This window comes from Micromonospora sp. NBC_00898 (assembly GCF_045207895.1).
Classification (GTDB): Bacteria; Actinomycetota; Actinomycetes; order Mycobacteriales; family Micromonosporaceae; genus Micromonospora.
Window position 1 is genome coordinate 1,826,305 of record NZ_CP108775.1, and the last position, 25,754, is coordinate 1,852,058.

Below are 25,754 nucleotides of genomic sequence, written 5' to 3' on the forward strand. Positions count from 1 at the left end.
GAATAACGGTGCAGCGAGCGGGGGAGCGGAAGTGCAGGACGTGACGGCGGAGCCGACGGCCACCGGCACCAGGGTGCCCGGCCTGGCCGAGATGGTGTGGGAGAACGCCCGAAAGGCTCCTGATGCGGTGCAGTTCGTCCGCCCGGATCCGGTTCCCCGGTCCTGGCCGGCGGGTCGTCGGTCATTGCAGGGCGGTCCGCTGCCGGTGACCTGTCTGCAGTTTCGCGATGATGTCCTTACCGTCGCGCGCGGATTCATCGCGGCCGGTGTCGGGCACGGCGACAGGGTGGGACTGATGAGCCGCACCCGCTACGAATGGACCCTCGTCGACTACGCCCTGTGGTCCATCGGGGCAGTCACCGTTCCCGTCTATGACACCTCCAGCGCCGACCAGGTGGAGTGGATCCTGTCGGATTCCGGTGCGGTGGGGTGTGTGGTCGAGACCGGCGGGCATGCCGCGCTGCTCCCCGGCCTGCGCGACAGGCTGCCCGCCCTGGGCCGGATATGGCAGATCGACGCCGGGGACCTGATCGCCCTGGCGGGTGCCGGCCGCGTGGTCGACGAGACGCAGGTCCAGGCACGGCGCGAGGCGGTGTCGGGCGATGATGTGGCGACGATCGTCTACACCAGCGGCACGACCGGCCGGCCGAAGGGCTGCGTGCTGACCCACCACAACATCCTGTGCGACGTGGGTGGTGCCGTCGCGGTGTTGCCGGAGTTGTTGCGTCCGGGTGCGTCGACAGTGCTGTTCCTGCCGCTGGCGCACGCGTTCGCCCGGCTCATCCAGGTAGGAATGGTGTACACGCGGGCGACCATGGTGCACAGCGCCGACGCTGGCGGGGTGCTGGACCAGTTACGAAAGTACCGCCCGACGTTCATCCTCGCGGTGCCCCGGGTGTTCGAAAAGATGCACAACCGGGCCTGGCGCGAAGCCGAGGACGCACACCGGGGATGGCTGTTCTCCGTCGTCGACGCCGTGGCCGTGCGGTACAGCCGGGCGATGGACACGCCGCGAGGCCCGGGAGTCCTGTGGCGGCTGGCGCGCGTGGTGTGTGATGTCGTGGCGTACCGAAGGTTGCGCGCCGCGCTCGGCGGACAGTGCCGTACGGCCATCGTCGGTGGGGCGCCGCTGGGGGAGCGGCTCGGGCACTTTTTCCGCGGCGCCGGCATCACCCCGCTGGAGGGGTATGGGCTGACCGAGACGTCCCCGGCGGTGGCGGCGAACAGGCCCTCGGCGATGAAGATCGGCACGGTGGGTCGTCCGCTGCCGGGCGTGGAGGTCCGCATCGCCGACGGTGGTGAGGTCCTCGTCCGCGGGGCCGTCGTCTTCGCCGGATACTGGAACAACCCCGAGGCCACGAGCGACACGTTCACCGCTGACGGTTGGCTGCGCACCGGCGATCTGGGCAGTCTCGACGACGAGGGTTTCCTGCGCATCACCGGCCGCACGAAGGAGATCATCGTGACCGCGGCGGGGAAGAACCTCGCCCCCGCGCCGATCGAGGAGAAAATCCGCGCGCACCCGCTGATCAGCCAGAGCATGCTCGTCGGCGACGACCGCCCCTATGCCGCGGCGCTGGTCACCATCGACCCGCAGGCGTGGTTGCGGTGGCGGGCCAGACACGGCTACCCGGACGCGCAGGTCGCCGAGGTGCGGGACAACGCTGAGCTGCGTGCGGCAGTCCAGGACGCCGTCGACAGCGCCAACCAGGCGGTGTCCAGCGCCGAGCAGGTCAAGACCTTCCGCATCCTGCCTCGGGACCTCACCGAAGCCGACGGAGAACTCACCCCTACGTTGAAGATCAGGCGGGAGGTCGTGCGGCGCCACTACGCCGACGATATCGACGCCCTCTACCGCGGGCACTGACGCCTGCACACCACGCACACCTTCTGCGGCGACACATCCAGGTCGGCAGGCATGCCGGCGGTCCTGCCGGGTAGGCCCCGACGAGCAGGGGAGGCCCGATGAGTGACGCCGTCTCAGACCAGCCCGGAGGCCGCCCGCGCAGCCCCACGGACCGCCTGGCCCAGGACGTCGCGGACGTGGTGCGCGAGGAGGTGCGCGTCGTACGCGCGCAGCTGGCCGATGCCGCTCGGCCGGCGGGCGTGGGCTTCGTGCTGCTCGCCGCGGCCGGCGGATGCCTCGTGCTCGGTGCCGGCGCGGCCTCGACGACCGTGTTGCGCATGCTGGAGGCGTTCCTGCCCCGGCGGCTCGCCTCGGCCGGGCTCACCGCCGGCTACCTGGCGGCGGCCGTCCTCCTCAGCGCGACCGGCCTGGAACGGCTGCGGGCGGCCGGGGGCAGTTCGGCTCGACTCGCCGACGAGGTCCGGGACGCCGTATCGGCCACCGCCGGTCGGGTGGTTCCCGCCGGTTCCGCCGCCGTCCGCGACGCGCTGGACCGATGACGCCGTCGGTTGCTTCGCCGGCGTAGCGCCCGGCACCCGCCGGGCCGAGCTGGTGGCTGACGAGGTCGAGCTGGGCCGGAGCCGGATCAGCGGCGCCGCCAGTGGATCGGCAGGCGCTTGACGCCGCGCTGGAAGTTCGAGCGCAGGTACGCCGGCGCTCCCGCGTACGTGAGGCTGGCGGTGCGCGTGAGCAGCGCCTCGAACAGCGCACGTAGCTGGCACCGGGCCAGGTGCGCGCCCAGGCAGAAGTGCGGTCCGTGGCCGAATACCAGGTGCGGGTTGGGGTGTCGGGTGAGGTCGAGCCGGTCGGGGTCGGCGAAGACGCGTTCGTCGCGGTTGGCCGACGCGAACGAGACCACCACCTTGTCCCCGGCCCGCACCGGCACCCCGGCGATGGCGGTGTCCATCGTGGCGGTACGCCGGAACACCATCACCGGCGTCCACCAGCGCAGCAGTTCGTCGACGGCGGTGTCGAACAGGGTCGGGTCCCGGCGCAGCCGCTCCAGCTCGGCCGGGTGCTCCAGCAGGGCGATCATCGCGCCGGGTAGGCCGTTGCGGATCGTCTCGTTGCCAGCCACGGCGAACAACCAGAACATGTTCTCGAACTCTTCCACCGAGAGCCGGTCGTCGCCCTGGTGCGCCAGCAGGACGGATATGACGTCCTGTCCCGGGCTGCGGCGCTTCGACTCGGCCAGCAGGTGCGCGTACGCGTAAAGGTCAGCCATACCGGCTCGGGTGCGCGGATCCGGCATCCGGCCGTCGGCGTCCGGGGCCGGCCGGTGCCGCAGCGCCTCGCGGGCCGCGACGGTGCCGGCCTGCGGGTCGAACGCGGCTGACCCGGCGTAGTCCGGATCCTGGAAGCCGATCACCCGGTTCGACCAGTCGTACAGCAGCCAGCGGTCCGGCTCCGGAACCCCGAGTACGTCCGCGAGGGTGAGCAGTGGCAGGTCGGCGGCCAGGTCACGGGCGAAGTCGCAGGTACCCTCGTCCGCGTCGCCGAGCGCGCGCTCGGCGAGCGCCGCCGCGTTCGCGCGGATCGACGCCTCCAGCGCGGCGACCGCGCGCGGGGTGAACGACCGGGCGACCGGCCGGCGCAGCCGGCCGTGTTCCGGCGGGTCCATGTTGAGCATCATCCGCCGTACGTAGCCCAGGTCCTCTCCGGTGGCCGGGTCGCGGATCTGGGTGGCGCCGAGCCAGGACGAGAAGAGCCGTGGCTGCTTGAGGATGCCCGTCACGTCGGTGTGCCGGAGCACCAGCCAGAAGCCCGGCCCGCCGGGGAGCCCGAGCATCGGCGGCTCCTCGACCCACATCACCGGGCTGGTCGCGCGCAGCTCGGCCAGCAGGTCGTACGGCACGCCGTCGAGGTAGGTGCGGGGATCGACCAGGGGCGCCGGATCGCCCCTCACTGCCCGAGAAATTCCTCGAGCACCGTGGCCAACCGTACCGGGGTCTCGTACATCGCGTAGTGCCCTGCGTTGGCGAGCACCTCGAGCCGCGCGTTGGGGTAGTGGCGCAGCCAGGTCTCGCGCATCGTGTCGGCGCCCAGCGCCGGGTCGTGCTCGCCGATGACGGCGAGCGCCGGTACCGGGTTGCCCTTCACGTCGTCCGTGAAGTCAGTTCGCGCCCAGGCGGCGAGGTAGGCGCCGACCGCCTCCCGGGTGGAGTGATCGAGGGAAAACCTGACCATCTCGTCCAGCCAGCGACCGGACAGCCGGTTGCCGGTGGTGAGGTCGATGATGGCGCGCCGGTTGTCCGAGTTGGCGGCCGCACCGTCGAACAGCGCCCAGCTCTGCAGATCGAAGGGCACCCCGCCGGCCGGGACCGGGCTGATGCCGACGAGGCGTTCCACCCGCCCGGGGGCGTCGGCGAGTACCCGCTGGGCGGCACTGCCGCCCATCGAGTGCCCGACCACCGAGAACGTGTCCCAGCCGAGTGAGTCGGCGAGCTCCAGGGCGTCGCGGGAGATCTCGGCGAGGGTATGGTCGCCCGCGACCCCGGTGCGCGCGCCGTACCCGCGGTAGTCCAGGAAAGCCCAGGTGAAGCGCTCGGCGTCGATCAGTTGCGGCAGCCAGCCCCAGCCCTGCGCAGACCCGAACCACCCGTGCAGGGCCAGCACCTTGCGCGGGCCCCGACCGACACTGACCGGACCGCCGTCGGAGTCACCGGCGCTGATGTGGCTGATCGTCATGGCGGCGACCCCTTCCGCTGCGGCGGCGCTGAAACCGAAGTGCACGACCTGAGAGCCAACAAGGTGAACGCTGGCGATGTGAGAGCGACCGTAGTCGGCGCGCGGACCGAACGGAAGAGCAGCCGAAGGGTGTGCCGGGCCCGGCCTTCGCGCGGACCGTCCGCGCTGCGGGTTGATGATCCACGGGCTGTCGCTGATCCACTTTGCGCGGAGGCCGCCCGGGACCTTCAGCTCACCGTCGCCAGCGAGGGCACGGCCAGTTCGGTGAGCGGCAAGGCGCTCGTGCACGGCACGGTGACGTGCAGCCAGCCCGCGTCCGTATCGGTCAGTGGCGCCGTCTTTCAGGTGGTCAAGAAGGTGCTGGTCCGCGGCACCTTCGGTGCCCTGGTGAACTGCACGCCGGGCACGGCGGTGGCGTGGACGGCCTCGGCCACACCCAACGACACCACCCCGTTCGCGAAGGGCGATGCCGAGGTCAGCACCCAGGCGACCGCCTACGACAGCGAGTACGGCGACTACGCCACGGTCGACGACACGACGATCGTGACTCTGTCCAGGTCCTGACCCCACCGACCCCTGGCGGCCGGACCGGGCACGGTCCGGCCGCGTCGTCGTTGCGGCCGGCCCCAAACGGACGACCTGTGTCGGGAGCAGCCCGGGGCAGCGGCCCAGCCCCGAACGGGGGCATGGCCCTGATCAGGAGGGACGGGTGCAGGCCACCCTCAGCACAGGTCGAGAGCTACCTCGACCCGCAGGCAGGCATCCACCCATGCCCATACCGCAGCCTCGCTCGGGTCGGGTCCGAGCGTCCCGGCGAAACACTCCACGGCGGCCGCGACCCGATGCAGGCCCACCCTCGCCAACCCCCGTGCCGCGCCGCGCAGGCGATCCGGGTACGTGGCCGACAGGTGCAGCAGTCCGTGGTGGGCGACGTTGGCGAGCAGCGCGCGGCTGTCTGAGAGCGCGGCGGCCAGCGGCCCTGGAATGTCGGCCGTGTCGGGCCCGAGATGACCCGCTGTGGCGGGGGACAGGTCCGGCAGGACCAGCGCGCCGTCGAGGCTGAACGCCAGTGGGTCGATCATCACACCGCCCTCGGAGCGGTGCACGACGCCGCTGATGTAGCGGATCGCGCCGTCCCTGCCACCGAGCGCCGCCGCGACCGCGTCGAGCCGGCCCGGCGTGGCGGCGGCGTGGACGGCGGTGACCGTGGCCCGGGTGCCGTACGCGTCCACGACGACGGCGTCGAGGCGCTGCTGCCCGGGCGAGTAGCTGACGGACAGGACGTCGGCGACCTGCACGGCACGCGCCAGCTCGGCTTCGACGCGTGGCCGGACCGCCCGCGGCGGCAGGGCGTCGAGCTCGGCGGCCAACGCCGTGATGTCCCGCACCACCAGCGCGTCGGGCAGTGCGTCCCAACGGCCGAGCGACGGAGTGACCGTGGTCTGTGCGACCCGGCTGGTGGACAGCCGCACCGCCCGGCTAGCGCTGCGTACGGCGGACTCGGTGACCAGGTTCCCGGCGGCCAGCGCGCCAACGGTGGTCCCGGCGACGCGGCGCCGGGCCAGGGCCGCACCGTCGGCGTCGCCGTCCCAGCTGCGCCGTAGCACCAGCACGGTCGCGGTGTCGGCGTGCGCGTAGAAGATCTCCACCACGCGTTGCTCGCCGACCGCGGACACCCGGGCGCCGAGGGAGTCCAGCCGGACCCGGCGCAGCGGCGTCTCCGCCGCCTCGTCGGTGCCGAGCACCCGGGCCCGTAGGCTTCCCCCGCCGTTGACGACCGCACGGTGGCGGGCGTGCAGCTCCACGAGCAGCCCGGCCAGCGCCTCCGGCCGGTACCGGGCGCTGCGCTCCCGGTATGCCGTCAGCTGGGCGGCCAGGTCGTTGACCGCCAGCAGCGGCCAGCGCAGGTTGGCGGCGTCGAGTCGGCGCTGCTGGTCGGCCAGCGCGACGGCGATGCCGGAGCCGACGTGTACAGCGCCGTCGCGCAACACCGCGTCGGCGAGCACGAGCGTCGGCTCGAGCCCGGAGCCGTCGCCGTCGGCGGCCCGACCGCCGACCTCGACCTGCGCGTCGGGCACGTCGGGAACGCGTTCGTCGGCGGCCCGGAACGCCCACACCGCCAGCGCGATCACGTCGTCCCGGGCGCCGGTGGCGGCGTCGGTGTGCACGAAGCCGAGGTCGTGCGGGACGAGGAAGCGCACCGTCGCCGAGCCGAGCTCGACGGACGGGACCGGGTCGGCGGGGGTGGGGCGGTGCACCCGGGCCAGGTATCGGCCATGAGGACGGCACCACGAACGTGTCCTCATCGGCCGCCGCCGCCGCCGCGTCGGAGGCGGGCGCTTCGTTCGGATCGACCACGGCACCGGTGGCGGCGAAGGCCACGGACCGGGGTGCGTCGGCGGTGCCGCACTCGACGTAACCCTTGCCCAGCTTCGCCGCGACCAGCGTGTCGACGTGCGCGACCGCCGCTTCCTCGGTGGTGAAGGCTCTGCTGGTCGTCTGGCCGGTCGTGCCCTTCCGGCCGTACCGGACGACCACCTCGACGCCGTCGCGGCTGATCTCCCAGAACTTCGAGGAACTGCCGCTCACGAAGTCGAAGCTTCGGCTGATGACCACTCGCGGAACCTCCTGCACTGCAACCAAGGTGAGCTGTCCCCACCGGCGCACGTCAGCTGCGGCGACCCACCGGCAGGTCACCAGGAGAGGGCCGCCGACCAGCGGACACAGGCCGCTTGGCGGGACAGTGGGCACACCTTAGCGATCACGACCGACAAGATCACCCATCGATCGGCCGCGCGATGATCTCGACCGCCTGCGGCTACGTCCGTGCCCTCAACACCCATCCGTTGCAGGCAGCGGCGACGGAGGAAACCGGACGGCACGACGTGGGGCCGCGCCTCGGCACCAGCGCGTCGACCGAGCGGCCCTGCCGCGGCGCGGCCGCCGAGGGGATATCCGGCGGACCGTACCCCGGTCAGGCGGCCAGGATGAGGTCGGCGGCTCGCCAGGCCAGTGCCATCACGGGGGCGTTGAGGTAGCTGGAGACCAGTACCGGCAGCACGGAGGCGTCGACGATCCGTAGGCCGTCCACGCCGCGGACGCGCAGTTGCGGGTCGACCACGAAGTCGTCGGCCGGACCCATCGCGCAGGTGCCCACGGCGTGGTAGCCGCAGTAGCCGAGGGTCAGCGCCGCGTGGATGATGTCGTCGTCATCCTGCACCGCAGCGCCGGGCAGTGTTTCCGCGGAGATTCGCTTCGCGATCGGCGCGGTGGCGAACAGTTCCCGCATCCGCCGGAAGGCGGCCACCGCGACACGACGGTCATGCGTGGTGCTGAAGTAGTTGGCGACGATCCGTGGTGGCTCCTGCGGGTCGGCCGACGTGATGGCCAGGCTGCCCTCGCTGTCCGGCCGGGTCACCGTGGCCAGGCCCATCAGCCCCGGCTCGGCCTCCAGTTCCAGCGCGCGACCGGGACGGGGCGGTGCGGCCGAGAAGGGTGCGATCAGCAGCTGCGTGTCGGGGTGATCGGCCTCCGGGCCCGACCGGATGTGCGCTCCGATGTCGTACACCGGCAGGGCGAGCGGCCCTCGGCGGGTCAGCAGGTAGCGCAGCATGGCGCGCCCCTGACCGAGTCGGTTGCTGAGCGTCGGGTTGTAGCCGCTCCTGGCGGCCAGCCGGAACTGCAAGGGCATCGATCGGTGCTCACGCAGGCCGGCGCCGACCCGGGCCCGGTCGACCAGCACGTCGACACCGGCGCGGTGCAGCGCGTCGGCCGGGCCGATACCGGAGACCTGCAACAGCTGCGGTGTGGCGATGGCGCCGGCGGCGAGGATGACTTCGGCGGCGGCCGGGTAGTCAACCGTCTGCGCGTGCCGGCGGGCGCGTACGCCGATCGCCCGACCGTTGTGAACGAGGACCCGGAGCGCGACCGTGCCCACCGCGATGGTGAGGTTGGGCCGGTTGCGGACCGGGTGCAGGAAGGCATCGGCGGCACTGATCCGGCGACCGTCGCGAATGGTCGCCATGAGGTACCCGATCCGCTCGTCGTCGTCGGCGTTCAGGTCGTCCGCGCGGCGCCAGCCCAGCTCCACCCCGGCGGCGATGGTCTCCTCGCAGAGCTCGTCGGTGTCGGTCGCGCTGGACAGCCGCAGCGGTCCGCCGGCGCCGCGGACCTCGGAGGCGCCGAACGGGTTGTCCTCCAGCTGCTTGAAGATCGGCAGCATGGTGTCCCAACCCCAGCCGGGGTTGCCGAGACGTTCCAGCCCGTCGTAGTCGAGCCGGTCGCCGCGGCCGTACACCATCCCGTTGATGGAGCTGGATCCGCCGATCATGCGACCGCGCTGCCAGACCTCGCGGCGCGCCGGCCCCGCCTCGGCGGGGTACTGCCAGGCGGTGCGCCGGTCGTCCATCAGCCGGCTGAAGCTCTTGGGGATGCGCACGAACGGGCTGCGGTCCCAGCCGCCCGCCTCGATCAGCAGCACCCGGTTGCCCCGGTCCTCGGTCAATCGGTTGGCCAGCACGCAGCCGGCCGAGCCCGCACCGACGACGATGTAGTCGAACTCTTCCATGGCGCGCCCCCGGTTCGCCGACACGAGCATCGCACTCACCGTAGTTCGTCGATCACTAAACGGGAAGAATCCTCGCGATCGCCGCACCCCGGCCGGTCGGGGGCGGTGCCGGACGGCCACAGCGCTCGAGGCGGCCCCCCATCTCGCGCCGCGGGCAAGTACTCTCCTCGCGGAGAGGAACGCCATGATCAGTCGTCGAAAGTTGATCGCCACCGGTCTGGGTGTCACCGCCGGCCTGGTGACGGCAGGTTGCAGCCCGAAGACCTCGTCCAACGCGTCGTGGTCGCAGCCCGGTCTGGCAGCGGAGGATCCGCCTGTGGCCGAGGTCCGGGTGACCGTCACGCCGGGCGCCGACGCCACGAAGGTCTCGCCCACCGAGCCGGTCGTGGTGGCGGTGGAGGGTGGCACGCTCAAGGACGTCTCGGTGTCCGCGGGGGGCAAGACCGTCGCCGGCAAGCCGGGTGACGACGCTCGGACGTGGCGTTCGACCGGCAAGCTGGCCTACGGCAAGACCTACACGGTCACCGTGTCGGTTGCCGACTCCACCGGCGCGCTGACGGAGCACAAGAGCAGCTTCAGCACTGTCAAGCCGTCCGGGGTCGCCTCCGTTGCGTTCCAGGCCAACGCGCTGACCGCCCTGCAGACCGGCGGCACGTACGGGGTCGGCCAGCCGGTCATGGTGCACTTCAGCAGGCCCGTCAAGAACCGCGCCGAGGCGGAGAAGGCGATGCTGGTGGAGACCAGCCCGGCGGTCGAGGGGCGGTGGCGCTGGATCGACGGTCAGAACGCGCACTGGCGGCCGGCGAGGTACTGGACCTCGGGCACGAAGATCTCGGTGAAGGTCAACCTCTTCGGTCAGGATCTCGGCAAGGGTGTCTACGGCGGCGCCAACGCGAGCACGAACTTCACCATCGGCCCGTCCCGCATCGCCATCGCCGACGCCAGCACCCACCGGATGAAGGTCTACCTCGACGGCAAGGTGGTGCGGGACATCCCGATCAGCATGGGCAAGGGCGGCACCACCAAGGGCGCGAACGGAGAGGTCATCAGCTACTGGACGCGCTCCGGCCCGCACGTGGTGATGACCCGGGAGCCCTCGCACCGGATGACCTCAGCGAGCTACGGGCTCGTCGACCCCAAGGACCCCAACTACTACGACGAGGTCATCACGCTCTGCCTGCGGATCTCGTACTCGGGCGAGTTCGTCCACATGGCTGACTGGAACATCGATGCGCAGGGCGACCGGAACACCTCGCACGGCTGCATCAACGTCGGGCCGGACAATGCCCGATGGTTCTACGACACGTTCCGGCTCGGCGACGTGGTCGACGTACGCAACACCCCTCGCGCGATGACGGTCACCGACGGGGTGGGCGACTGGACCATCCCGTGGGACAAGTGGTGACCGCGGCAGCCGCCTTCGGGCTCAGCGGACGATGACAAGGTTGGCCATGTCGACGACCGGCCGGGAGCCAAGGGCGGCGTAGATCTTGTTCGAGGTCGGGTTCGCCCGGTCGGTGAACAGGCAGACCCGCGCACCCTCGGCCTGGATCCGGCGGGAGACCTCGGCGCCCGCGTTGCTGGCCCAACCCCAGGTGCGGTGGTAGCTTCCGCGCGTGCTGACAGGGGCGGGGCGTGGTGGGGAATCCGCACGATGGCGCGCGCTGGCGGTCGTCGCCGCATCCGCCCCGGTGTTGCAGGCCGGCTGTACCGGCACCGGGGACGTGCAGTTCGACGGCGATGTGGGCAACACGAAGAGCTGCCCGAACCGCATCGCTTACTGCCCGGCCGGGGGCGCTGGCGTGAGTTGGCCGGGGCGACCGTCGCTGTCTCCGTCGGGAAAGTTCCGCCTTGAGGTGTTCAAAGCCGAACCTGCCATTCCCGGTGACTGGCAGTACCAGCTGGTGGAGGTGGCGACCGGCGCCGTCGTCCTGCCGCCTCCTCGGCCCGCGATGACCGGGGGCCTTGGTGTACTCGCGGCCTGGGACCAGAACACACCCGACACGGTCTGGGTCACCGAGCCGCAGGTGACCCGCTGGCGTGCCGACCCCCAGGACACCGGAAGGTGGCTCAGCGAGCGGCCCTCACCCGGCGAGAAACGACCGGCGGTGGTCGACGCCTCGGTCGCGAGCATGTTGAAGGGTCCGTGAGCAAGTGAAACCAGGAAGTCGCGCTCGGTGAGCGATGGGAAGTCACCGACGACTTCGCCGAGGTGCACGAGGACCCGGAGCTCGATCGGTACCTCGCCGACCCCTCTGAAGCAGATCAGCCGGCGAAGCGGCGCCACGCGTCATCGGCCACCGCGTTGACGCTGTGGCCCGCCGCGACCAGGTCCGCCGCGGTGAACTGCTCCGGCTCACCCGCACGCCAGCGGATCGCCCGGTGCGCGAGATCGGCGTACTCGGGGAACAGTTCCGCGAGGTAGTCGCCGGCAGCGGACTTCGAGGTGATGTCCCCATGGGCGAGCGGGTAGTGCAGTCGTGCGGGGTCGAGCACGAACCAGCTGACCGTCTCGGCGTCCATGACCTGATCGGGGGTCACGTCGGCTGATGCGGCCGGAAACATCGCCGCCTTCGACTTCCAGTACTCACGCAGGTTGTCGAGGTTGTACCGGCGTAGCTGCTCCTGATCGACTCGTATCCCCAGGTCCGCGACGGCCGGCCCGCGCACCGGGATGCCGTACCGCTGCAACGTCAACGGGCTGCGTTACTCGTGGAACCACCGCGGGTTCCGGCTGATGCTGGGCTACTTCGCGCTCGGGAACGTCTTCCTGGCCCCGGCGCTGGTGCTGACCACCCCGCTGGTGCTGTCCTTTGGGACGGTGACCCAGGTGGCCCAGGTCGCCGTCGCGGAGGCGCTCGGCGCGATCGCGGGCGGCACGGTGATGGCCGTCTGGGGCGGCCCGCGGCAGCGTCGGATGATCGGGGTGCTGATCGGGAACCTCGGTACCGCGGCCGGTTGTGCGCTGGTGGGCGTCCGCCCCTCGATCGTCGTGGTGACGGTCGGGCTGTTCCTGATGACCGCGGCGATGGCCACGGCGCAGGACATCTACGCCACGATCGTGCAGGTCAAGGTGCCGCAGCGCTATCACGGACGGGTGTTCGCGCTGAACCAGACCATCTCCTGGTCGACCCTGCCGATCGGGTTCGCGCTGCTCGCCCCGTTGGGCACCGCGCTGTTCGAGCCGATGCTCGCCCCCGGCGGAGCGCTCGCCGGCTCGGTCGGCGCGGTCATCGGGGTCGGCCCCGGACGTGGGATCGGGTTCGCGTACCTGCTGTTCGGGTTCGTGCTGGCACTGGTCACCGGCGGCGGGTTCCTGGTCCGGACGCTGCGCCGGTTCGACACCGAGGTGCCCGATTCGCTGCCCGACGACCTGATCGGCGCCCAGGAGCGGGCGCGGCGGCTGGCCGCCGCGACGTCCGAGGACAGGGAGCCCGCCACCGTGGCCACCTGACCGGATGATCTCCGATGGTCGACGTCGTCGGCGCTCAGGGCCGGCGCGGTGGCGGCGACGTGCGAAAGGGCGTTGCCCCGCCGATCGGGCTGCCGCTCAACGGGCGGCGGCGTCAGTGAGGATCGCCCGAAGTCGCGCGTGGCATTCGGCGACGAAGGCCGGGTAGGTGTGCCCGTAGTAGGAGATCCCACTGACGCCCACCGCGATGGCCCAGGCGCGGGCGCGGGCCCAGGTCAGCTCGTCGAGGTCAAGGGTGTCCCAGTAGGCCCGTCGTGCGTCGGGAGGCAGGTCCCAGACTGTGGCGTGCTCGGCGTCGGGGAAGCCGACCGAGAGTCCGCCGAAGTCGATGACCGCGTGCAGCTTGCCGGACCGCGCCAGGAGGTTGGTGGGCTTGAGGTCGCCGTGCAGCCACCCGTGGGGTCCGGACGGCTCAGGCAGGGCGAGCGCGGCTCGCCACAGCTGTTCCAGCGTCTCAACATCGAGTTCCGGACCCACGGTGGTTCGGCAGTCGTCAAGACACCCGCTGATCCACTGGTCGCACGCCCGCAGACGGCCGCCGCGGTACCAGCTGAGGTCGTCGGTGCGCGTCGCTCCCATCAGGTCGATGTGGTGGAGCTCCCGCACGATCGCCGCCAGGTCGGCCCCGAAGGCGACCCAGTCCTGGACGGTGTCCGGGTTGGCCTCGGCACCGTCGATCCAGCGGTAGACCGACCAGGCGAGCGGGAAGCCCGCGGCGGGCGTGCCGGCGTGGACGGGCTCGGGGATGGGACACGCGAGGAGCGGCGCCAGGAGAGGCAGCCACCGCTGCTCCTTGCGCAGGGACCGCGCCTTGTCGGCGGTGCGTGGCAGCCGCACGAGCAGGTCGTCGCCCAGCCGGTACATGGTGTTGTCAGTGCCCGCCCCGGCGGGGGACAACGGCAGCCCGGCCCACTCCGGGCGCTGTGCCTCCAGCAGCGACCGGACGATCATCTCGTCGACCGCGACCTCATCCTGATGAAGCGTCACGTCGGAAGTCTGCCGGGTGGACGGCACGGGAAGCCAGGCAGTTTCCCGCGGCGCTGCCGGCGCGAAACGCGCCCGTCCTATTCGAGGCCGCGGAGGATGTGCTGCTCATCCATGGTGTCGTCCTCCTCGGCGCCGGCACGTCCGAGCAGTGCGGCCTGCGCCCAGCTCGACAGGGACGTCGGGGTGCCCGGCACGCCACTGACCTGCTGACCCTCACTGTGCCGGCCCCACTCGGTCCGGACCTCTGTGTCGGGATCCTTCATGGTGCTGCCTCCTCTGTCCCGCTCTCCGCCCGCCAGGCGCCGGTCGGTGCTTCGGCACTACTGCGAACCATCCCACGTAACAGTGCGCCCGCACCCTCAAGTTGCGATAGAGCGGCCGTGCAGGCCGCCGGCCCGCGCGGGGGTCGGAGCTGCCCGCGACGACGCGATCATCCGTCGCGTGACGTCAATCGAGCGGCAACGGTCGTTTCGTCCCCGTCACGGCCGGCCACGGCGGGCGCCGGCGACTTCGGAAGGTCCGGTGCCGGTCGGGCGGCAGGCCGCCGGGCGTCGACCGCGAGCACCGCCAGCGCGACCAGCGTCAGCAGCCCGCCGATCAGCCCGAGCAGCCGCGGTCCGGGGCCGGGCAGCAGGACGCCGCCGAGCAGCGATCCGGCCGAGATGCCGACGTTGAAGGCGGTGCTGACACCGGCCGACGCGAGGTCGGTGCTGCCGGGGGCGAGCTGCAGCATCCGGCTCTGCACGGCGGTGGCGAACGCCGCGTAGGCGAGGCCGACGCCGGCGAGCAGGATAGCCGTGGCGGATTCGAGCGCTCCCAGCGCGTACAGGCCGAGCAGGGCGGCGGTGCCGATGCCCAGCGGCGCCAGCAGCGAGGCGATCGGACGGGGGTCGAGGGTGCGGGCCACCGCGATCGTGCCGGCGACGCCGGCCGCGCCGCAGACGAACAGCAGGGGCGCCAGCGCGGCGTCGGTGAAGCCGCTGACGTCGAGCAGGAACGGCGTGACGTAGGTCTGCAGGGTCAGGAAGCCGGCGACGCCGACGGCGGTGGCCACCAGGAGCATCGCGAAGCGCCGCGCGTCGGGTGCGGTGCCCCGGGCGGCGCCCCCGGCGGCGGGCGGGTAGGACGGGATCAGCGCGACCACCGCGGCGGCGGTCGCCAGGCCGACCCCGGCCAGCACCGCGAACGCCGCCCGCCAGCCGGCCTGCTGCCCGAGCCAGGTGCCGAGCGGGACGCCGAGCACGGGGGCGAGCGCCGCCCCGGTGGAGAACAGCGCCACCACCCGGCCGCGCACGGCGACCGGGAAGGGGCCGGTCACCGTCGCCGAGGCGACCGACCAGAACAGGGCCTGGGTCAGGGCGGTGACGAGGCGGGCGCCGGCCAGCACCGCGTACGTCGACGCGAGCGCGGCCACGGCGTTCGCCGCGGCGAACAGCACCATGGTGACGCCGAGCAGCCGGCGGCGCGGGACCCGGTAGGTCAACCGGGCCAGCGGCACGGACGCCAGCACGACCACGACGGCGTACCCGCTGACCAGCAGGCCCACCTGCGAGCGCGAGCGGTCGAGGTCGGGTGCGATGAGGGTGAGCAGGCCGATCGGCAGCAGCTCGGTGGTGATGAACGCGCGGCGAGGGACAACACGGCAAGCGCCGCCCTGGCCCTACGCGGCGACACCTGCGGCATCTCCCACCCCTCCCGTAGCCACCGCATCGTCGCACCATCCGCCGTGGCGCACGATCCCGGCACCACGGCCGGAAGGCACACTGGACCGACGCGCCCGGGCCGTCGGCCTTCCCGCGTGTGCCCGGCATCGGGGCCGCCGGCGTCGTGACCACCTGACCGGGCCACCACCGTACGGGCCGGCTCAGTCCACCGGCCCGCCGGCCACGTAGATGACCTGGCCGGAGACGAAACCCGCTTCGGGGCTGACGAGGTACGACGCGGTGTGCGCGATGTCCTCGGGCTGGCCGACCCGGCCGACCGGGGTGGACTCCGCCGCGCGGCGCTCGAACTCGGCGAAGTCGAGGCCGAGCCGCCGGGCGGAGGCCCGGGTCATGTCGCTCACCACGAAGCCGGGCGCGATGGCGTTGGCGGTGATGCCGTGCCGCCCTAGTTGGCGGGCGAGTGACTTGGTGAAGCCGATCAGCCCGGCCTTCGCGCTGCCGTAGTCGACGCGGGCGGCGTCGCCGACCGCGGAGATGCTCGACATGGTGACGATACGTCCCCAGCCGGCGTCGATCAGGTACGGGCAGACGGCCCGGGTGACCAGGAACGGTCCGCGCAGGTTGACGCCGATGACCCGGTCCCACTGCTCGGTGGTCATTTCCACCAGGTCGGCACGGGGACCGACCCCGGCGTTGTTGACCAGCACGGTGGGTGGCCCCAGCTCGGCCGCGATCCGCGCCACGGCGGCGGTCACCGCGGCCTCGTCGGCGATGTCGGCACCGACGGCCATCGCCGACCCACCGGCGGCGGTGATGGCCTCGACGGTGCCGGCGCAGTCCTGCTCGTTCAGGTCGATCACCCCGACCGCGAGACCGTCCCGCGCCAGCCGCCTGGCCACCGCGGCGCCGATGCCGCGTGCCCCGCCCGTGACGATCGCCGTACCCCGTGGATCGGCCTGGTCTGCCGTGTCGACCTCGTGTGTCATGACCCGAAGTCCACGGCATAGGTGCCCCGTCGCCAAGAGATGTAGCGTGCGGCTTAATGATCAGCTTTGTGGTCACACCGGGCCGTACCGGGTGCGGGGCGCACCGGTGGCCAGCGCCCAGTAGCGGTCGCCGTACGACCAGTGCCACCACTCGGTCGGATAGTTCACCAGTCCCACGCCGGTGAGGGCGGCCACCAGGATCCGCCGGTGCCGCCGGGCGGTCGTGGCGATGGCGTCGGCGGCGGTGAAGCAGGCGTCGGCACTGTCCTCCGGCGTGGCGTCGACAACCGTGCCCAGATCCAGCTCCACGCCGTCGTCGGTGCACAGCGTCAGGTCCACCGCCCCGCCGGTGCTGTGCGGCGCCACCTCGACCGGTGCGACGAACTTGCTGGTCTCCCGGTGCAGCCGCGCCGGCGGCCAGTCCGGGTGCCGCCGGCGCAGCTCGTCCCGGTAGCCGGTGAAGATGCCCAGCTGGGCCTGGTAGGGCCGGTACCCCTCGATGACCAGCAGGCGCACCCCGGGGGGCAGGGCGCGCTGCGCGGCCAGCAGCCGGTCCGCGACCCCGCGGCGCAGCCGGGCGTACGCCCCGGCGGGGTCGGCCGCCCGCCCGTCCAGCCGCAGCTCGGGCTCCTCGCGCAGGTCCACCAGCGGATCGCCGTCGTCGGCGCTCGGCACCGCCGCCACCCGGGGATCGGAGAGCAGGATCATCGGGCGCTCCGGGTGGCCGTGGCGGCGCGCTCCGCGTACCGGATGCGGGCCAGCTCCACCAGCCGGTCGACCACCTCCCGGTAGCCGACGCCGACCGCCGCCCACACCTTCGGGTACATCGAGTGCGCGGTGAAGCCGGGCATCGTGTTCAGCTCGTTGACGTACAGCTCGCCGGTCGTCTCCTCGTAGAGGAAGTCGACCCGGGCCAGGCCCCAGCCGCCGATCGCGGCGAACGCCCGCAGGGACAGCTCGCGGACCCGCTCGGTCACCTCGTCGGGCAGCACGGCCGGGACCACCATCGGGTCGGCGTCGCCGAAGTACTTCTGCTGGTAGTCGAACCAGCCCCCGGCGACCCGCACCTCGCCCACCGCCGACGCCTCCGGGCGCCAGCCACCCAGCACGGCGCATTCCAGCTCCCGGCCGACGACCCCCTGCTCGACCACGACGGTCTGGTCGTGCCGGAGCGCCTCCTCCACCGCGGCCGCCACGTCGTCGCCGTCGGCGACGCGGGAGATGCCGATCGAGGAGCCCATGCTGGCCGGCTTGACGAACAGCGGCCGGCGCAGCCCCACCACCAGCTTCTCCGGGTCGTCGGCCTGCCGGTAGGTCTGCGCGTCGAACGCGACATGCGGCGTGATCGGGATGTCGTCGGCGCGCAGCGCCCGCTTCATCGCCACCTTGTTCATGCCGACGGCGGAGGCGAGGATGCCGCACCCGACGTACGGCACGTCGAGCGACTCCAGCAGCCCCTGCACCACCCCGTCCTCGCCGAACGGGCCGTGCAGCACCGGGAAGACCACATCCAGCTCGGCGTGCACCGCGCCGGGGGCGGTTGCCGCGGACACCACCACCGTCCCCGGGCGGGGACCGGCCCGCAGCTCGACCGCCGGCCCGGTCACCGTCAGCCGATCGTCGATGGCCCGGGCGGCGGCGGGCCGGTCCCGCAGCTCGGCCAGCACGGCGTCCGGCACCAACCGGAACCCGCCGGAGCGGGTGACGCCGATGGCGACGGTGCGATACCCGTTGCCGGCCAGCGCCCGGGCCACGCCGAGCGCCGAGGCGCAGGAGACCTCGTGCTCCGCCGACGGGCCACCGAACAGAATTCCGATCCGGATCGGCGCGCTCATGCCGCCACCCCTTCCACAGTCAGGTCGGCGAGCCGCTCGGCCGCCAACCGGGCGACCAGCGCCGCCTCGACATTGCCGCCGGTCAGCACGACGCCGACCGTCCGGTACCTCCGCCGGCCCCCGCCGGCCGCTTCCGGCCCGTCCACGCCGGCCGCCGCGAATCCGCCCGTGCCGACCGCTTCGCGCCCGGCCATCCGGCTCGCCGCGAATCCGCCCGCGCCGGCCGCTTCGCGCCCGACCACCCGGCTCGCCGCGGGGCCGTCCGCGCCGGGCGTCTCCGGCCGGATCAGGTCGGTCCGGCCGGCCACGAGGCGCAACGCGCCGGCCAGGCCGGCCGCCCCGGACGGCTCGGCGAGCACCTTCAGCTCCAACAGCAGCAGCCGGAACGCCTCGGCGATCTCCTCGTCGTCGACCCGCACGACTCCCCGCACGCCGTCGCGCAGCACCGCGAACGGCAGCTCACCCACGCAGGACGGCCGCAGCCCGTCGGCGATCGTCGGCCCGGGTACGACCGGGACCCGCCGGCCGGCCGCCAGGCTGCGGGCCAGCGAGTCGCAGCCGACCGGCTCGACCCCGTACACGTCGATCGCGCTGCCGGACGCGGCCAGGCAGGCGCCGGCGACCCCGCCGCCACCGCCGACCGGCACCACCAGGGCGTCCAGCGGGGTGCCGGCCCGGGCGGCCTCCGTGATCAGCTCCAGGCTCGCGCTGCCCTGCCCGGCGATGACGTCCGGGTGGTCGTATGCGTCGACCAGCGGGTGGCCGGTGGCGTCGCTGAGCTGTCGGGCCGCCGCCACCCGTTCCTCGACGGTGGTGCCGGCGAGCACGACCCGCGCCCCCGCCGCCCGGGCCCGGGCCACTTTGGTCGCCGCCGCGTCGACCGGCAGCACCACGGTGGCCGCCAACCCGTGCCGCCGGGCCGCCAGCGACACCGCCACCGCGTGGTTGCCGGTGCTCTGCGCGACCACCCCGGCGTGCCCGGCGGCGGCGAGCCGGCCGACGGCGAGCAGCGCGCCGCGCATCTTGTACGACCCGCCGGCCTGGAGGTTCTCCGCCTTCATCAGGACCCGGGCGCCGGCCAGCCGGTCGATCGCCGGGGAGTGCAGCACGGGGGTACGCACCACCCGGCCGGACAGCCAGCGGGCGGCCTCCTCGACGTCGGCCCGGGCTGGGACGACCGGGGCCGGGGGAGCTGTGCGGGACATCTGTTCTCCTTCGATCGAGGTGGGGGTGGCGCGCCGGCGGCGCGCGGGCAGGTCGAACAGCCAGGTCGCGCCGGCCGCCAGCAGCACGCGGTGCACGGCCAGGCTGAGCGCCAGCACCACCGCGGTGAGCAGGGCCGGATAGCCGGTCACCAGCACCGCTCGGCTGGCGCCGTCGAGGTCGGCGACCGGGCCGGCGAGCAGCCGGTGCAGCAGCGCCAGCACCGGCATGTGGATGACGTAGACCGGCAGCGTCCGGCGGCCGAGGGTGGCGAGCGCCCCGCCGACGAGCTGCCACCGGGTGAGCCGGGCCGCCGCGGTGACGCCGAACGCCACCGCGACGGTGGACACCAGCAGCCCCACGCCCGGCCAGCGCTCGGCCCCGGCCAGCCCCATGCCGGCCAGCGCCGCCGCGTACCCGGCGAAGGTCGACGCCAGCCGCCGGTCGGTCGCGGTGGCGGCCCACCGCTGGACGTACGGCCGCAGGTGCAGCCCGGCGAGGAAGAACACCAGGTTCTGGTAGACCCCGCCCCGGTTGCCCGGCGTGTCGAGCAGGCCGGCCGCCGTGACCGCCGACAGGGCGCCGGCCGCCGCGAGCAGCACCGCCGGGTGGACCCGCCGCAGCGCCTTGGCCAGGACGAAGTAGAGCGCCAACGCGTACAGGTACCAGAGGTTGGACGGGGTGACGGTGAGCTGGACCAGCAGCCCGCCGACGCTAGTGGCCCGGTCGGTCGGGAAGCCCGGGGCGAGGGCCAGCCCGGCGGTGTGGATCAGCAGCCAGACCGCGTACAGGTAGAGCAGCCGGGCGACCCGCGGGCGGCCGGCCACCCGCCAAGGCCGGGTGACGGCGTTCGCCGCGAAGATCCCGGAGATGGTGAAGAACAGTGGCATCCGCAGCGGCAGCAGTTTCTCCCCGAGCAGCCCCCAGGCGCCCGGCGCCGGCACGTCGACCCGCCAGTCGATCTGGAGGTAGTGCTTGACGATGACGTGCCAGAGCACCACGAGGACCATGCAGGCGCCCTTGGCCACGTCGGCCCACACCACCCGGTCCGCCGCTGTCGGGGCGACCGCCGCCGTCGTCGCGGCCGGGTCCGTACGGGTCGTCACGGTTCTCTCCTCTCCGGCTCCGGGCAGCGCCGGTTCCGGGTCCCGGATGCGGGACCGGTCGGTTTCCGGGCATGCCGGAGGTGGGGATGCCGCGGTACGCGGATCCCGGGGAAGGTGGGTGGTGTGGCCGGCGGGTCGGCCGGGTCAGTGCGGGGCGGGCAGGTGGACGTCGACCCGCAGGCCGCCGTACTCGGCGGGTCGGGCCGCGATGATGCCGTCGTGCGCCTGGGTGATCGAGCGGGCGATGGCGAGGCCGAGGCCCGCGCCCCCGCCCTGGTTGGTGCGGTCCCGGGCCAGGCGCCGGAACGGCTCGAAGAGCCCGGGCACCGCCTCGGCCGGCACCACCTGGCCGGTGTTGACCACGGTCAGCGCCGGTTCGCCGCCGACCGTGACGGTGAGGGTGCCGTCGGGCCGGTTGTACTTGATCGCGTTCTCCACCAGGTTCGTCACCAGGCGCTCCAGCAGCACCCGCTCACCCAGCACGACCCGGGGAGCGAGGTGGTGCTCGACGGTCACCCCAGCCTGCGTCGCCCGGTCCTGGTACGCGGCCAGCACCCCGGTGACGATCTCGTCGAGCCGTTGCGGCGTACTGGAGCGCAGCCCCTGGTCGCTCTCGCTGAGCGTGAGTAGCCCCTCGATGAGTCGCTCGTTGCGTTCGTTGGTCTCCAGCAGTTGGGCGGTCAGCAGCTCCAACTGTTCTTCGGTGGCCGCCCGGCCCAGGCCGACCTCGATCAGCGTCCGCTGCACGGCCAGCGGGGTGCGCAGCTCGTGCGAGGCGTTCGCGGCGAACCGCCGCTGCCCCTCGTAGCCGGCGGCGATCCGCTCCATCATCCCGTCGATCGCCCGGGACAACCGGGCCAGCTCGTCGCGCCCCCGGGGCCGGATCCGGTGGCCGAGGTTCTGCGGCCCGACGTTCGCGATCGGCTCGGCGAGATCACGCACCGGGCGCAGGCACCACACCGCGGCGCCCCAGAGCGCGGCGACCGCGGCCGCGACCAGGCCGAGCAGGGTCAGCAGGGGCAGCACCGTGTCGAGCTGGCGCGCGGTCTGGCACGCCGCCTCCACCCAGCGCCCCGGCAGGCCACAGACCTCCTGGCCGCGGAACCACAACGCGCCCACCAGCCACTTCACCAGGCGGGGCAGGCTGTACCCGAGGAACAGGGCGACCACGCCGACCAGCAGGACACGGCGGCGCGGGGTCACGCCGGGCCGCCGATCCGGTAGCCGGCCTTGGGCACGGTATGGATGATCGCCGGCTCGCCGAGCTTCTTGCGCAGAGTCATCACGGTGACCCGGACGGCGTTGGTGAACGGGTCGGCGAACTCGTCCCACGCCTGTTCCAGCAGCTCCTCCGCGCTCACCACCCGGCTGCCGGCGCGCATCAGCACGTGCAGCACGGCGAACTCCTTCGGGCTGAGGCCGAGGGCGCGGCCGTCCCGGGTGGCGGCGTGCCGGGCCACGTCCAGCACCACGCCGTGCTGTTCCAGCACCGGTGGCACGGCCGGCGTGGACCGCCGGCCGAGGGCCTGCACCCGGGCCACCAGTTCGGCGAAGGCGAACGGCTTGGTCAGGTAGTCGTCCGCGCCCAGGCCCAGCCCCTCCACCCGATCCCGGATGCCGGCGGCCGCGGTGAGCAGGAGCACCCGGGTGCCGACGTCGGACCCGGCGATGCTGCGGCACACCTCGTCGCCGGTGCGCCCGGGCATGTCCCGGTCCAGCACGGCGACGTCGTACCGGTTCACCCCGATCCGCTCCAGCGCGCCGTCGCCGTCGTAGCAGACGTCCACGGCCATCGAGAGGCGCCGCAGCCCCTCGGCGACCGTGTCCGCCAACAACCGCTCGTCGTCCGCCACCAGCACCCGCACGCTTCCGCTCCCCGTGGTTCCTCGTCGTCCGGCACACCGTCGCAGGCCGGAGTTAAGGGTTCCGTAAGCACCCGCAGGTGCCATCCTCCACGGCGGCGGTCGGCGGACAAACCATGGCAAGCCAGGCCGACCGATTTCGTCACCGAGCGGCGCGTCGTGCGGCATTTGTCCGCCCGGAGTTGGTGGGTCGGCGATCGTGCGGTGAACTGTGTCACTTCCAGGCGGCCCCGACGTCAGCTACAGCAGTGGCTGCACACCCCCCGGCCCGGCCGACGACGAGGGCAGCGACAGCCGCGACGGGCGCGGCTGTCAGTCGCGCAGCGAGGCGAGCCGGTCGCGCAGTTGCTCGGCGTCGGGGTGGGTGAGCTCATCGAGGATGGCCAGCGCCTGCCGCCAGTCGCGGCGGGCGGCGTCCAGGTCACCGACCGTTCGGTGCAGGTCGCCCAGCCGGGTCAGGGTCCGGGTCTCGTAGTAGCGGCTGTTGACCTCCCGGTAGAGCGTGAGTGCCCGCTGGTACAGGGCGGTCGCCTGCTCGTGGTCGCCGAGACGGTGGTGGATGAAGCCGAGACTGTCCAGGGCGACGGCTCCGCCGTGGGTGTCGTCGCCGATCTCGTCGTGCAGGGTGAGGGCCTCCTGACAGCAGGCGAGGGCCTGGTCGTAGCGGCCCAGCTGGGCGTGCCACCAGCCGATGTTGTTCAGGGCGTTCGCCTGCCCGGCGCGTTGGCCGGTCGTCCGCCACAGGGCGAGGGCCTGCTCGGCGTGGTGGAGGCCCTTGTCGGGGTGTCCCAGCCGCCCGTGCACCCAGACCAGGCCCATGTGGGTGTCGGCCAGGTAGCTAGCGTCTCCCAGCTCGCGGAACCGGTCGAGGGCGTACTCGAGATGGGTCTGCGCCTCGTCGTCGCGTCCCAGCGCGACGATCGCGACGGCGAGGCTGCGGTGCAGGTGCGCCCTGCCCGCCGGATCGGTGATCCGGCCGGCCGCCTTCGACACGGTGTGCTGCGTGGCCACCAGTCCGTGCCAGAGACCGCCCCGGTGGAAGAACGTGGTGAGGATCCGCGCGAGCTGCCAGGTGTGCGTGTCGAAGCCGTGCTCGACCGCGTGGTTGATCGCGGCGAGCAGCACCCGGTGCTCGGTGCTGAACCAGGCAACCGCCTGTCGCAGGTCTTTCAGGTCGGAGACGGTGACTCCGGGACGGGGTGCCGACAGGGTCATCAGGTGGCGGTCCGGGTAGAGCAGCCGGTTGGCGAGGTCCGCGGTGTGCAGGTAGTGGTCGAACAGCCGGTGCAGGGCGTGCGAGCGGTCGCTCTCCGACTCCTGCGCCTGCACCAGCTCGGTGGCGTAGGCGCGCAGCAGGTCGTGGAAGCTGTACCGGCCGGGGCTGGATTCGAAGAGCAGGTGCGCCCCGGTCAGGGTGGCCAGCAGCGGGCGCACCTGAGCCACCGGGACGCCGGCGAGGCTGGCGGCGGCGGGCGCGGCGAGGTCCGACCCCGGGTGCAGGCCGAGCAGCCGGAACAGCCGGGCCGCGTCCGGGCTGAGAGTGCGGTACGACCAGGACAGGACCGACCGGACGCCGGTGAACTCGTCCCCACCGTCGAACGCGTCCAGCCTGCCTCGGGTCGCCCGCAGCTCGCCGGCGATGGCCGAGAGCGGGAATGCGGGGTTGGCCGCGGCGCGCGCGGCCACGATGGCCAGTGCCAGGGGCAGACCGGTGCACAGGGAGACGATCTCGGCCACGGCGTCCGGCTCCGCCGCCACCCGGTGGTTTCCGAGCCGGCTCAGCAGCAGTTGGCGGGCCTGCGCGTCGGTGAGCAGCTCGACGTGGACCGGGTGGGCGCCCTCGGTCACCACGAGGCTCGCGAGACGGTTGCGGCTGGTGACCACGACCAGGCAGCCCGGGGCGCCGGGCAGCAGTGGCCGGACCTGCTCGGCGTCGCGGGCGTTGTCCAGCACGATCAGCATCCGCCGGTCGGCGAGCAGGCTGCGACAGAGGTTGGTCTGCGCGGGCAGGTTCGCCGGGATCCGCTGCGCCGGCACGTGCAGGGCGTCCAGGAAGACCTGCAGCACCTCGGCGGGGCCGGCCGAGGTCCCGTCGGCGTCGAACCCCCGCAGGTTCACATACAGCTGCCCGTCGGGGAAGGCGTGACGGGCCCGGTGTGCCCAGTGCAGCGCGAGCGCGGTCTTGCCGACCCCGGCCGTGCCGGTGATCGCCACGATCGCGGGCGACCGCGGGCCGTCGCCGCCCTCGGCGGGCAGCAGCGCGTCGAGCCGGGACAGGTACCCGGTCCGGCCGACGAAGGCCGCCACCCCGGCCGGCAGCTGCGCCGGCACCACGGTCAGCGGTGGTGCGGGGACAGTTGGCGCGGCGCCGGCCTGCTCGCTCGGCCCGGGTGGGGCGACGCCGTTTGTCCCGGGAGGGTCTGCCGCCCGGTCCGGGTCGAGGTGCTCGACGTCGCTGACCGCACCGAGCGTCGGACTGTCCACGATGATCGCCGCCTCCAGGCCCCGCAGTGACGGTCCGGGTTCCAGGCCGAGTTCGGCGACGAGCAACCGGCGGGCCCGCCGGTAGGCGGCAAGGGCCTCGGCGCGGCGACCGCTGCGGTACAGCGCCAGCATGAGCTGGCCGTGCAGCCGCTCCTGCAGGGCATGGTCGTTGACGATCTCGGTCAGCTCCGACACCAGTTCGGCGTGCCGGCCGGCGGCCAGGTCGGCGTCGATCCGGTCCAGCAACGCGGTGAGCCGGGCCTCCTCCAGTGCGCCGCACAGGCGTTGCCGCGTCGGCCCGGTCGCGGCGCCGGCCAGCGCCGGCCCACGCCACAGGTCGAGGGCGGCGGCGAGCTGTGCGGACCGCCGGTGCGGGTCGGCGATGCCGCGCGCCTCGCCGACCAACTCCTGGAACCGGTGCAGGTCCACCGATTCGGGCGGCACCCGCAGCCGGTAACCCGCCCCGTGGGCCACCAGGAGCGCCGGCCCCTCGGGATCGGGGCCGGCCGCAAGCCGCACCGCCGTGCGGACGCGGGACATCAGCGTCTGCAGCGCCGCCCTGGCGTTCGCCGGCGGCGCCTGTCCCCAGAGCAGACCGATGAGTCGGTCGACGCTGACCACCCGGCCCGGCTCGAGCAGCAGCACCGCGAGCGCCAGCCGTTCCTGGCGTCGCCGGAGTCGGATCGGCTCGCCGTCGTCGGCGTACATCTCCACCGCGCCCAGCAGCCGAAAATCCACTCCGCGCATCCTATGGGAGGCGACGTGTCGGCAGGACCGCCGCCGAATGCTGGGACACGGCATGGCGTTGCGCCGCCTGGCGAGTCGGTGTCAAGAAGGTGGCAAGGCGGAGGTGGCAGGGTCCCGCGAGATCCGCAGGACACACCTGTGGCGCCCCGCTGCGCCGCGGGCGGGAAAGGCCATGCCTTGTCACAGCCGTCCACGCCGTACCACCCGTACGGCCGCTCCTCCGCCGACCAGCAGTCCGGGCCGGCCC

21 protein-coding genes and 1 pseudogene are annotated in these 25,754 nt (G+C 73.0%); 6 read left to right on the forward strand and 16 right to left on the reverse strand.

What is annotated here, in order from left to right; all coding sequences use genetic code 11:
• The first annotated feature begins 31 nt into the window (after positions 1-31).
• Together OG799_RS08785 and OG799_RS08790 are read left to right on the forward strand one after the other, a co-directional pair.
• The gene (locus OG799_RS08785) at positions 32-1,867 is read left to right on the forward strand and encodes an AMP-dependent synthetase/ligase (RefSeq protein WP_406044546.1); all 1,836 of its coding nucleotides are present in this window, start codon (positions 32-34) and stop codon (positions 1,865-1,867) included.
• 98 nt (positions 1,868-1,965) lie between these two features.
• On the forward strand, positions 1,966-2,406 hold the full coding sequence (locus OG799_RS08790) for a phage holin family protein (RefSeq protein WP_406044547.1): 441 nt from the start codon (positions 1,966-1,968) through the stop codon (positions 2,404-2,406).
• A gap of 86 nt (positions 2,407-2,492) precedes the next feature.
• Here OG799_RS08790 and OG799_RS08795 read toward each other — a convergent pair whose 3' ends face one another.
• Positions 2,493-3,812, reverse strand: a complete 1,320-nt coding sequence (locus OG799_RS08795; protein ID WP_406044548.1) for a cytochrome P450 — start codon at positions 3,810-3,812, stop codon at positions 2,493-2,495.
• Entirely contained in the window at positions 3,809-4,594 is a 786-nt protein-coding gene (locus tag OG799_RS08800; RefSeq protein WP_406044549.1) for an alpha/beta fold hydrolase, read from the reverse strand. The genes OG799_RS08795 and OG799_RS08800 overlap by 4 nt, the downstream gene beginning before the upstream one ends.
• Between OG799_RS08800 and OG799_RS08805 the strand changes: the two genes are divergently transcribed.
• Positions 4,580-5,158, forward strand: a complete 579-nt coding sequence (locus tag OG799_RS08805; RefSeq protein WP_406044550.1) for a hypothetical protein — start codon at positions 4,580-4,582, stop codon at positions 5,156-5,158. The genes OG799_RS08800 and OG799_RS08805 overlap by 15 nt on opposite strands.
• 158 nt (positions 5,159-5,316) lie before the next feature.
• Here the strand turns inward: OG799_RS08805 and OG799_RS08810 are convergent, their stop codons facing one another.
• The 3 genes and pseudogenes from OG799_RS08810 to OG799_RS08820 all read right to left on the reverse strand — a co-directional run bounded on the left by OG799_RS08810 (position 5,317) and on the right by OG799_RS08820 (position 9,191).
• Positions 5,317-6,900: a hypothetical protein gene (locus OG799_RS08810; RefSeq protein ID WP_406044551.1), complete on the reverse strand. Its 1,584-nt coding sequence runs from the start codon at positions 6,898-6,900 to the stop codon at positions 5,317-5,319.
• 163 nt (positions 6,901-7,063) lie between these two features.
• Positions 7,064-7,345: pseudogene (locus OG799_RS08815) on the reverse strand (WGR domain-containing protein); the annotation flags it as partial.
• A gap of 223 nt (positions 7,346-7,568) precedes the next feature.
• A complete protein-coding gene (locus OG799_RS08820; protein WP_406044552.1) occupies positions 7,569-9,191 on the reverse strand; it encodes a GMC family oxidoreductase in 1,623 nt (540 codons plus the stop codon).
• Between the two features lie 154 nt (positions 9,192-9,345).
• Between OG799_RS08820 and OG799_RS08825 the strand changes: the two genes are divergently transcribed.
• Positions 9,346-10,566, forward strand: coding sequence for an Ig-like domain-containing protein (locus OG799_RS08825; protein ID WP_406043436.1), 1,221 nt, complete (start codon positions 9,346-9,348; stop codon positions 10,564-10,566).
• 211 nt (positions 10,567-10,777) lie between these two features.
• Positions 10,778-11,311, forward strand: coding sequence for a hypothetical protein (locus OG799_RS08830; RefSeq protein WP_406044553.1), 534 nt, complete (start codon positions 10,778-10,780; stop codon positions 11,309-11,311).
• Positions 11,312-11,426: 115 nt separating this feature from the next.
• Here OG799_RS08830 and OG799_RS08835 read toward each other — a convergent pair whose 3' ends face one another.
• A complete protein-coding gene (locus OG799_RS08835; protein WP_406044554.1) occupies positions 11,427-11,858 on the reverse strand; it encodes an aminoglycoside adenylyltransferase domain-containing protein in 432 nt (143 codons plus the stop codon).
• On the opposite strand from OG799_RS08835, the gene OG799_RS08840 reads away from it, so the two are divergent.
• Complete coding sequence (locus OG799_RS08840) at positions 11,836-12,615, forward strand: hypothetical protein (protein ID WP_406044555.1); 780 nt, start codon at positions 11,836-11,838, stop codon at positions 12,613-12,615. The two genes, OG799_RS08835 and OG799_RS08840, sit on opposite strands and share 23 nt — an antisense overlap.
• A 96-nt stretch (positions 12,616-12,711) precedes the next feature.
• Here OG799_RS08840 and OG799_RS08845 read toward each other — a convergent pair whose 3' ends face one another.
• The 10 genes from OG799_RS08845 to OG799_RS08890 all read right to left on the reverse strand — a co-directional run bounded on the left by OG799_RS08845 (position 12,712) and on the right by OG799_RS08890 (position 25,498).
• The gene (locus OG799_RS08845) at positions 12,712-13,620 is read right to left on the reverse strand and encodes a phosphotransferase (protein WP_406044556.1); all 909 of its coding nucleotides are present in this window, start codon (positions 13,618-13,620) and stop codon (positions 12,712-12,714) included.
• A gap of 77 nt (positions 13,621-13,697) precedes the next feature.
• The gene (locus tag OG799_RS08850) at positions 13,698-13,883 is read right to left on the reverse strand and encodes a hypothetical protein (protein WP_406044557.1); all 186 of its coding nucleotides are present in this window, start codon (positions 13,881-13,883) and stop codon (positions 13,698-13,700) included.
• Positions 13,884-14,050: 167 nt separating this feature from the next.
• A complete protein-coding gene (locus OG799_RS08855) occupies positions 14,051-15,166 on the reverse strand; it encodes an MFS transporter (protein WP_406044558.1) in 1,116 nt (371 codons plus the stop codon).
• A 318-nt stretch (positions 15,167-15,484) separates the two neighbouring features.
• The gene (locus OG799_RS08860; protein ID WP_406044559.1) at positions 15,485-16,270 is read right to left on the reverse strand and encodes an SDR family NAD(P)-dependent oxidoreductase; all 786 of its coding nucleotides are present in this window, start codon (positions 16,268-16,270) and stop codon (positions 15,485-15,487) included.
• 72 nt (positions 16,271-16,342) lie between these two features.
• The gene (locus OG799_RS08865) at positions 16,343-16,978 is read right to left on the reverse strand and encodes a M15 family metallopeptidase (RefSeq protein WP_406044560.1); all 636 of its coding nucleotides are present in this window, start codon (positions 16,976-16,978) and stop codon (positions 16,343-16,345) included.
• Positions 16,975-18,105: a D-alanine--D-alanine ligase family protein gene (locus OG799_RS08870; protein WP_406044561.1), complete on the reverse strand. Its 1,131-nt coding sequence runs from the start codon at positions 18,103-18,105 to the stop codon at positions 16,975-16,977. The genes OG799_RS08865 and OG799_RS08870 overlap by 4 nt, the downstream gene beginning before the upstream one ends.
• Positions 18,102-20,414, reverse strand: coding sequence for a pyridoxal-phosphate dependent enzyme (locus tag OG799_RS08875; protein ID WP_406044562.1), 2,313 nt, complete (start codon positions 20,412-20,414; stop codon positions 18,102-18,104). The genes OG799_RS08870 and OG799_RS08875 overlap by 4 nt, the downstream gene beginning before the upstream one ends.
• A gap of 144 nt (positions 20,415-20,558) precedes the next feature.
• Positions 20,559-21,617 (reverse strand): sensor histidine kinase, encoded by a 1,059-nt coding sequence (locus tag OG799_RS08880; protein ID WP_406044563.1) that lies wholly within the window; start codon positions 21,615-21,617, stop codon positions 20,559-20,561.
• The gene (locus tag OG799_RS08885; protein ID WP_406044564.1) at positions 21,614-22,279 is read right to left on the reverse strand and encodes a response regulator transcription factor; all 666 of its coding nucleotides are present in this window, start codon (positions 22,277-22,279) and stop codon (positions 21,614-21,616) included. Before OG799_RS08885 ends, OG799_RS08880 begins: the two co-directional genes overlap by 4 nt.
• 309 nt (positions 22,280-22,588) lie before the next feature.
• Entirely contained in the window at positions 22,589-25,498 is a 2,910-nt protein-coding gene (locus tag OG799_RS08890; protein ID WP_406044565.1) for an AfsR/SARP family transcriptional regulator, read from the reverse strand.
• Positions 25,499-25,754: the final 256 nt, after the last annotated feature.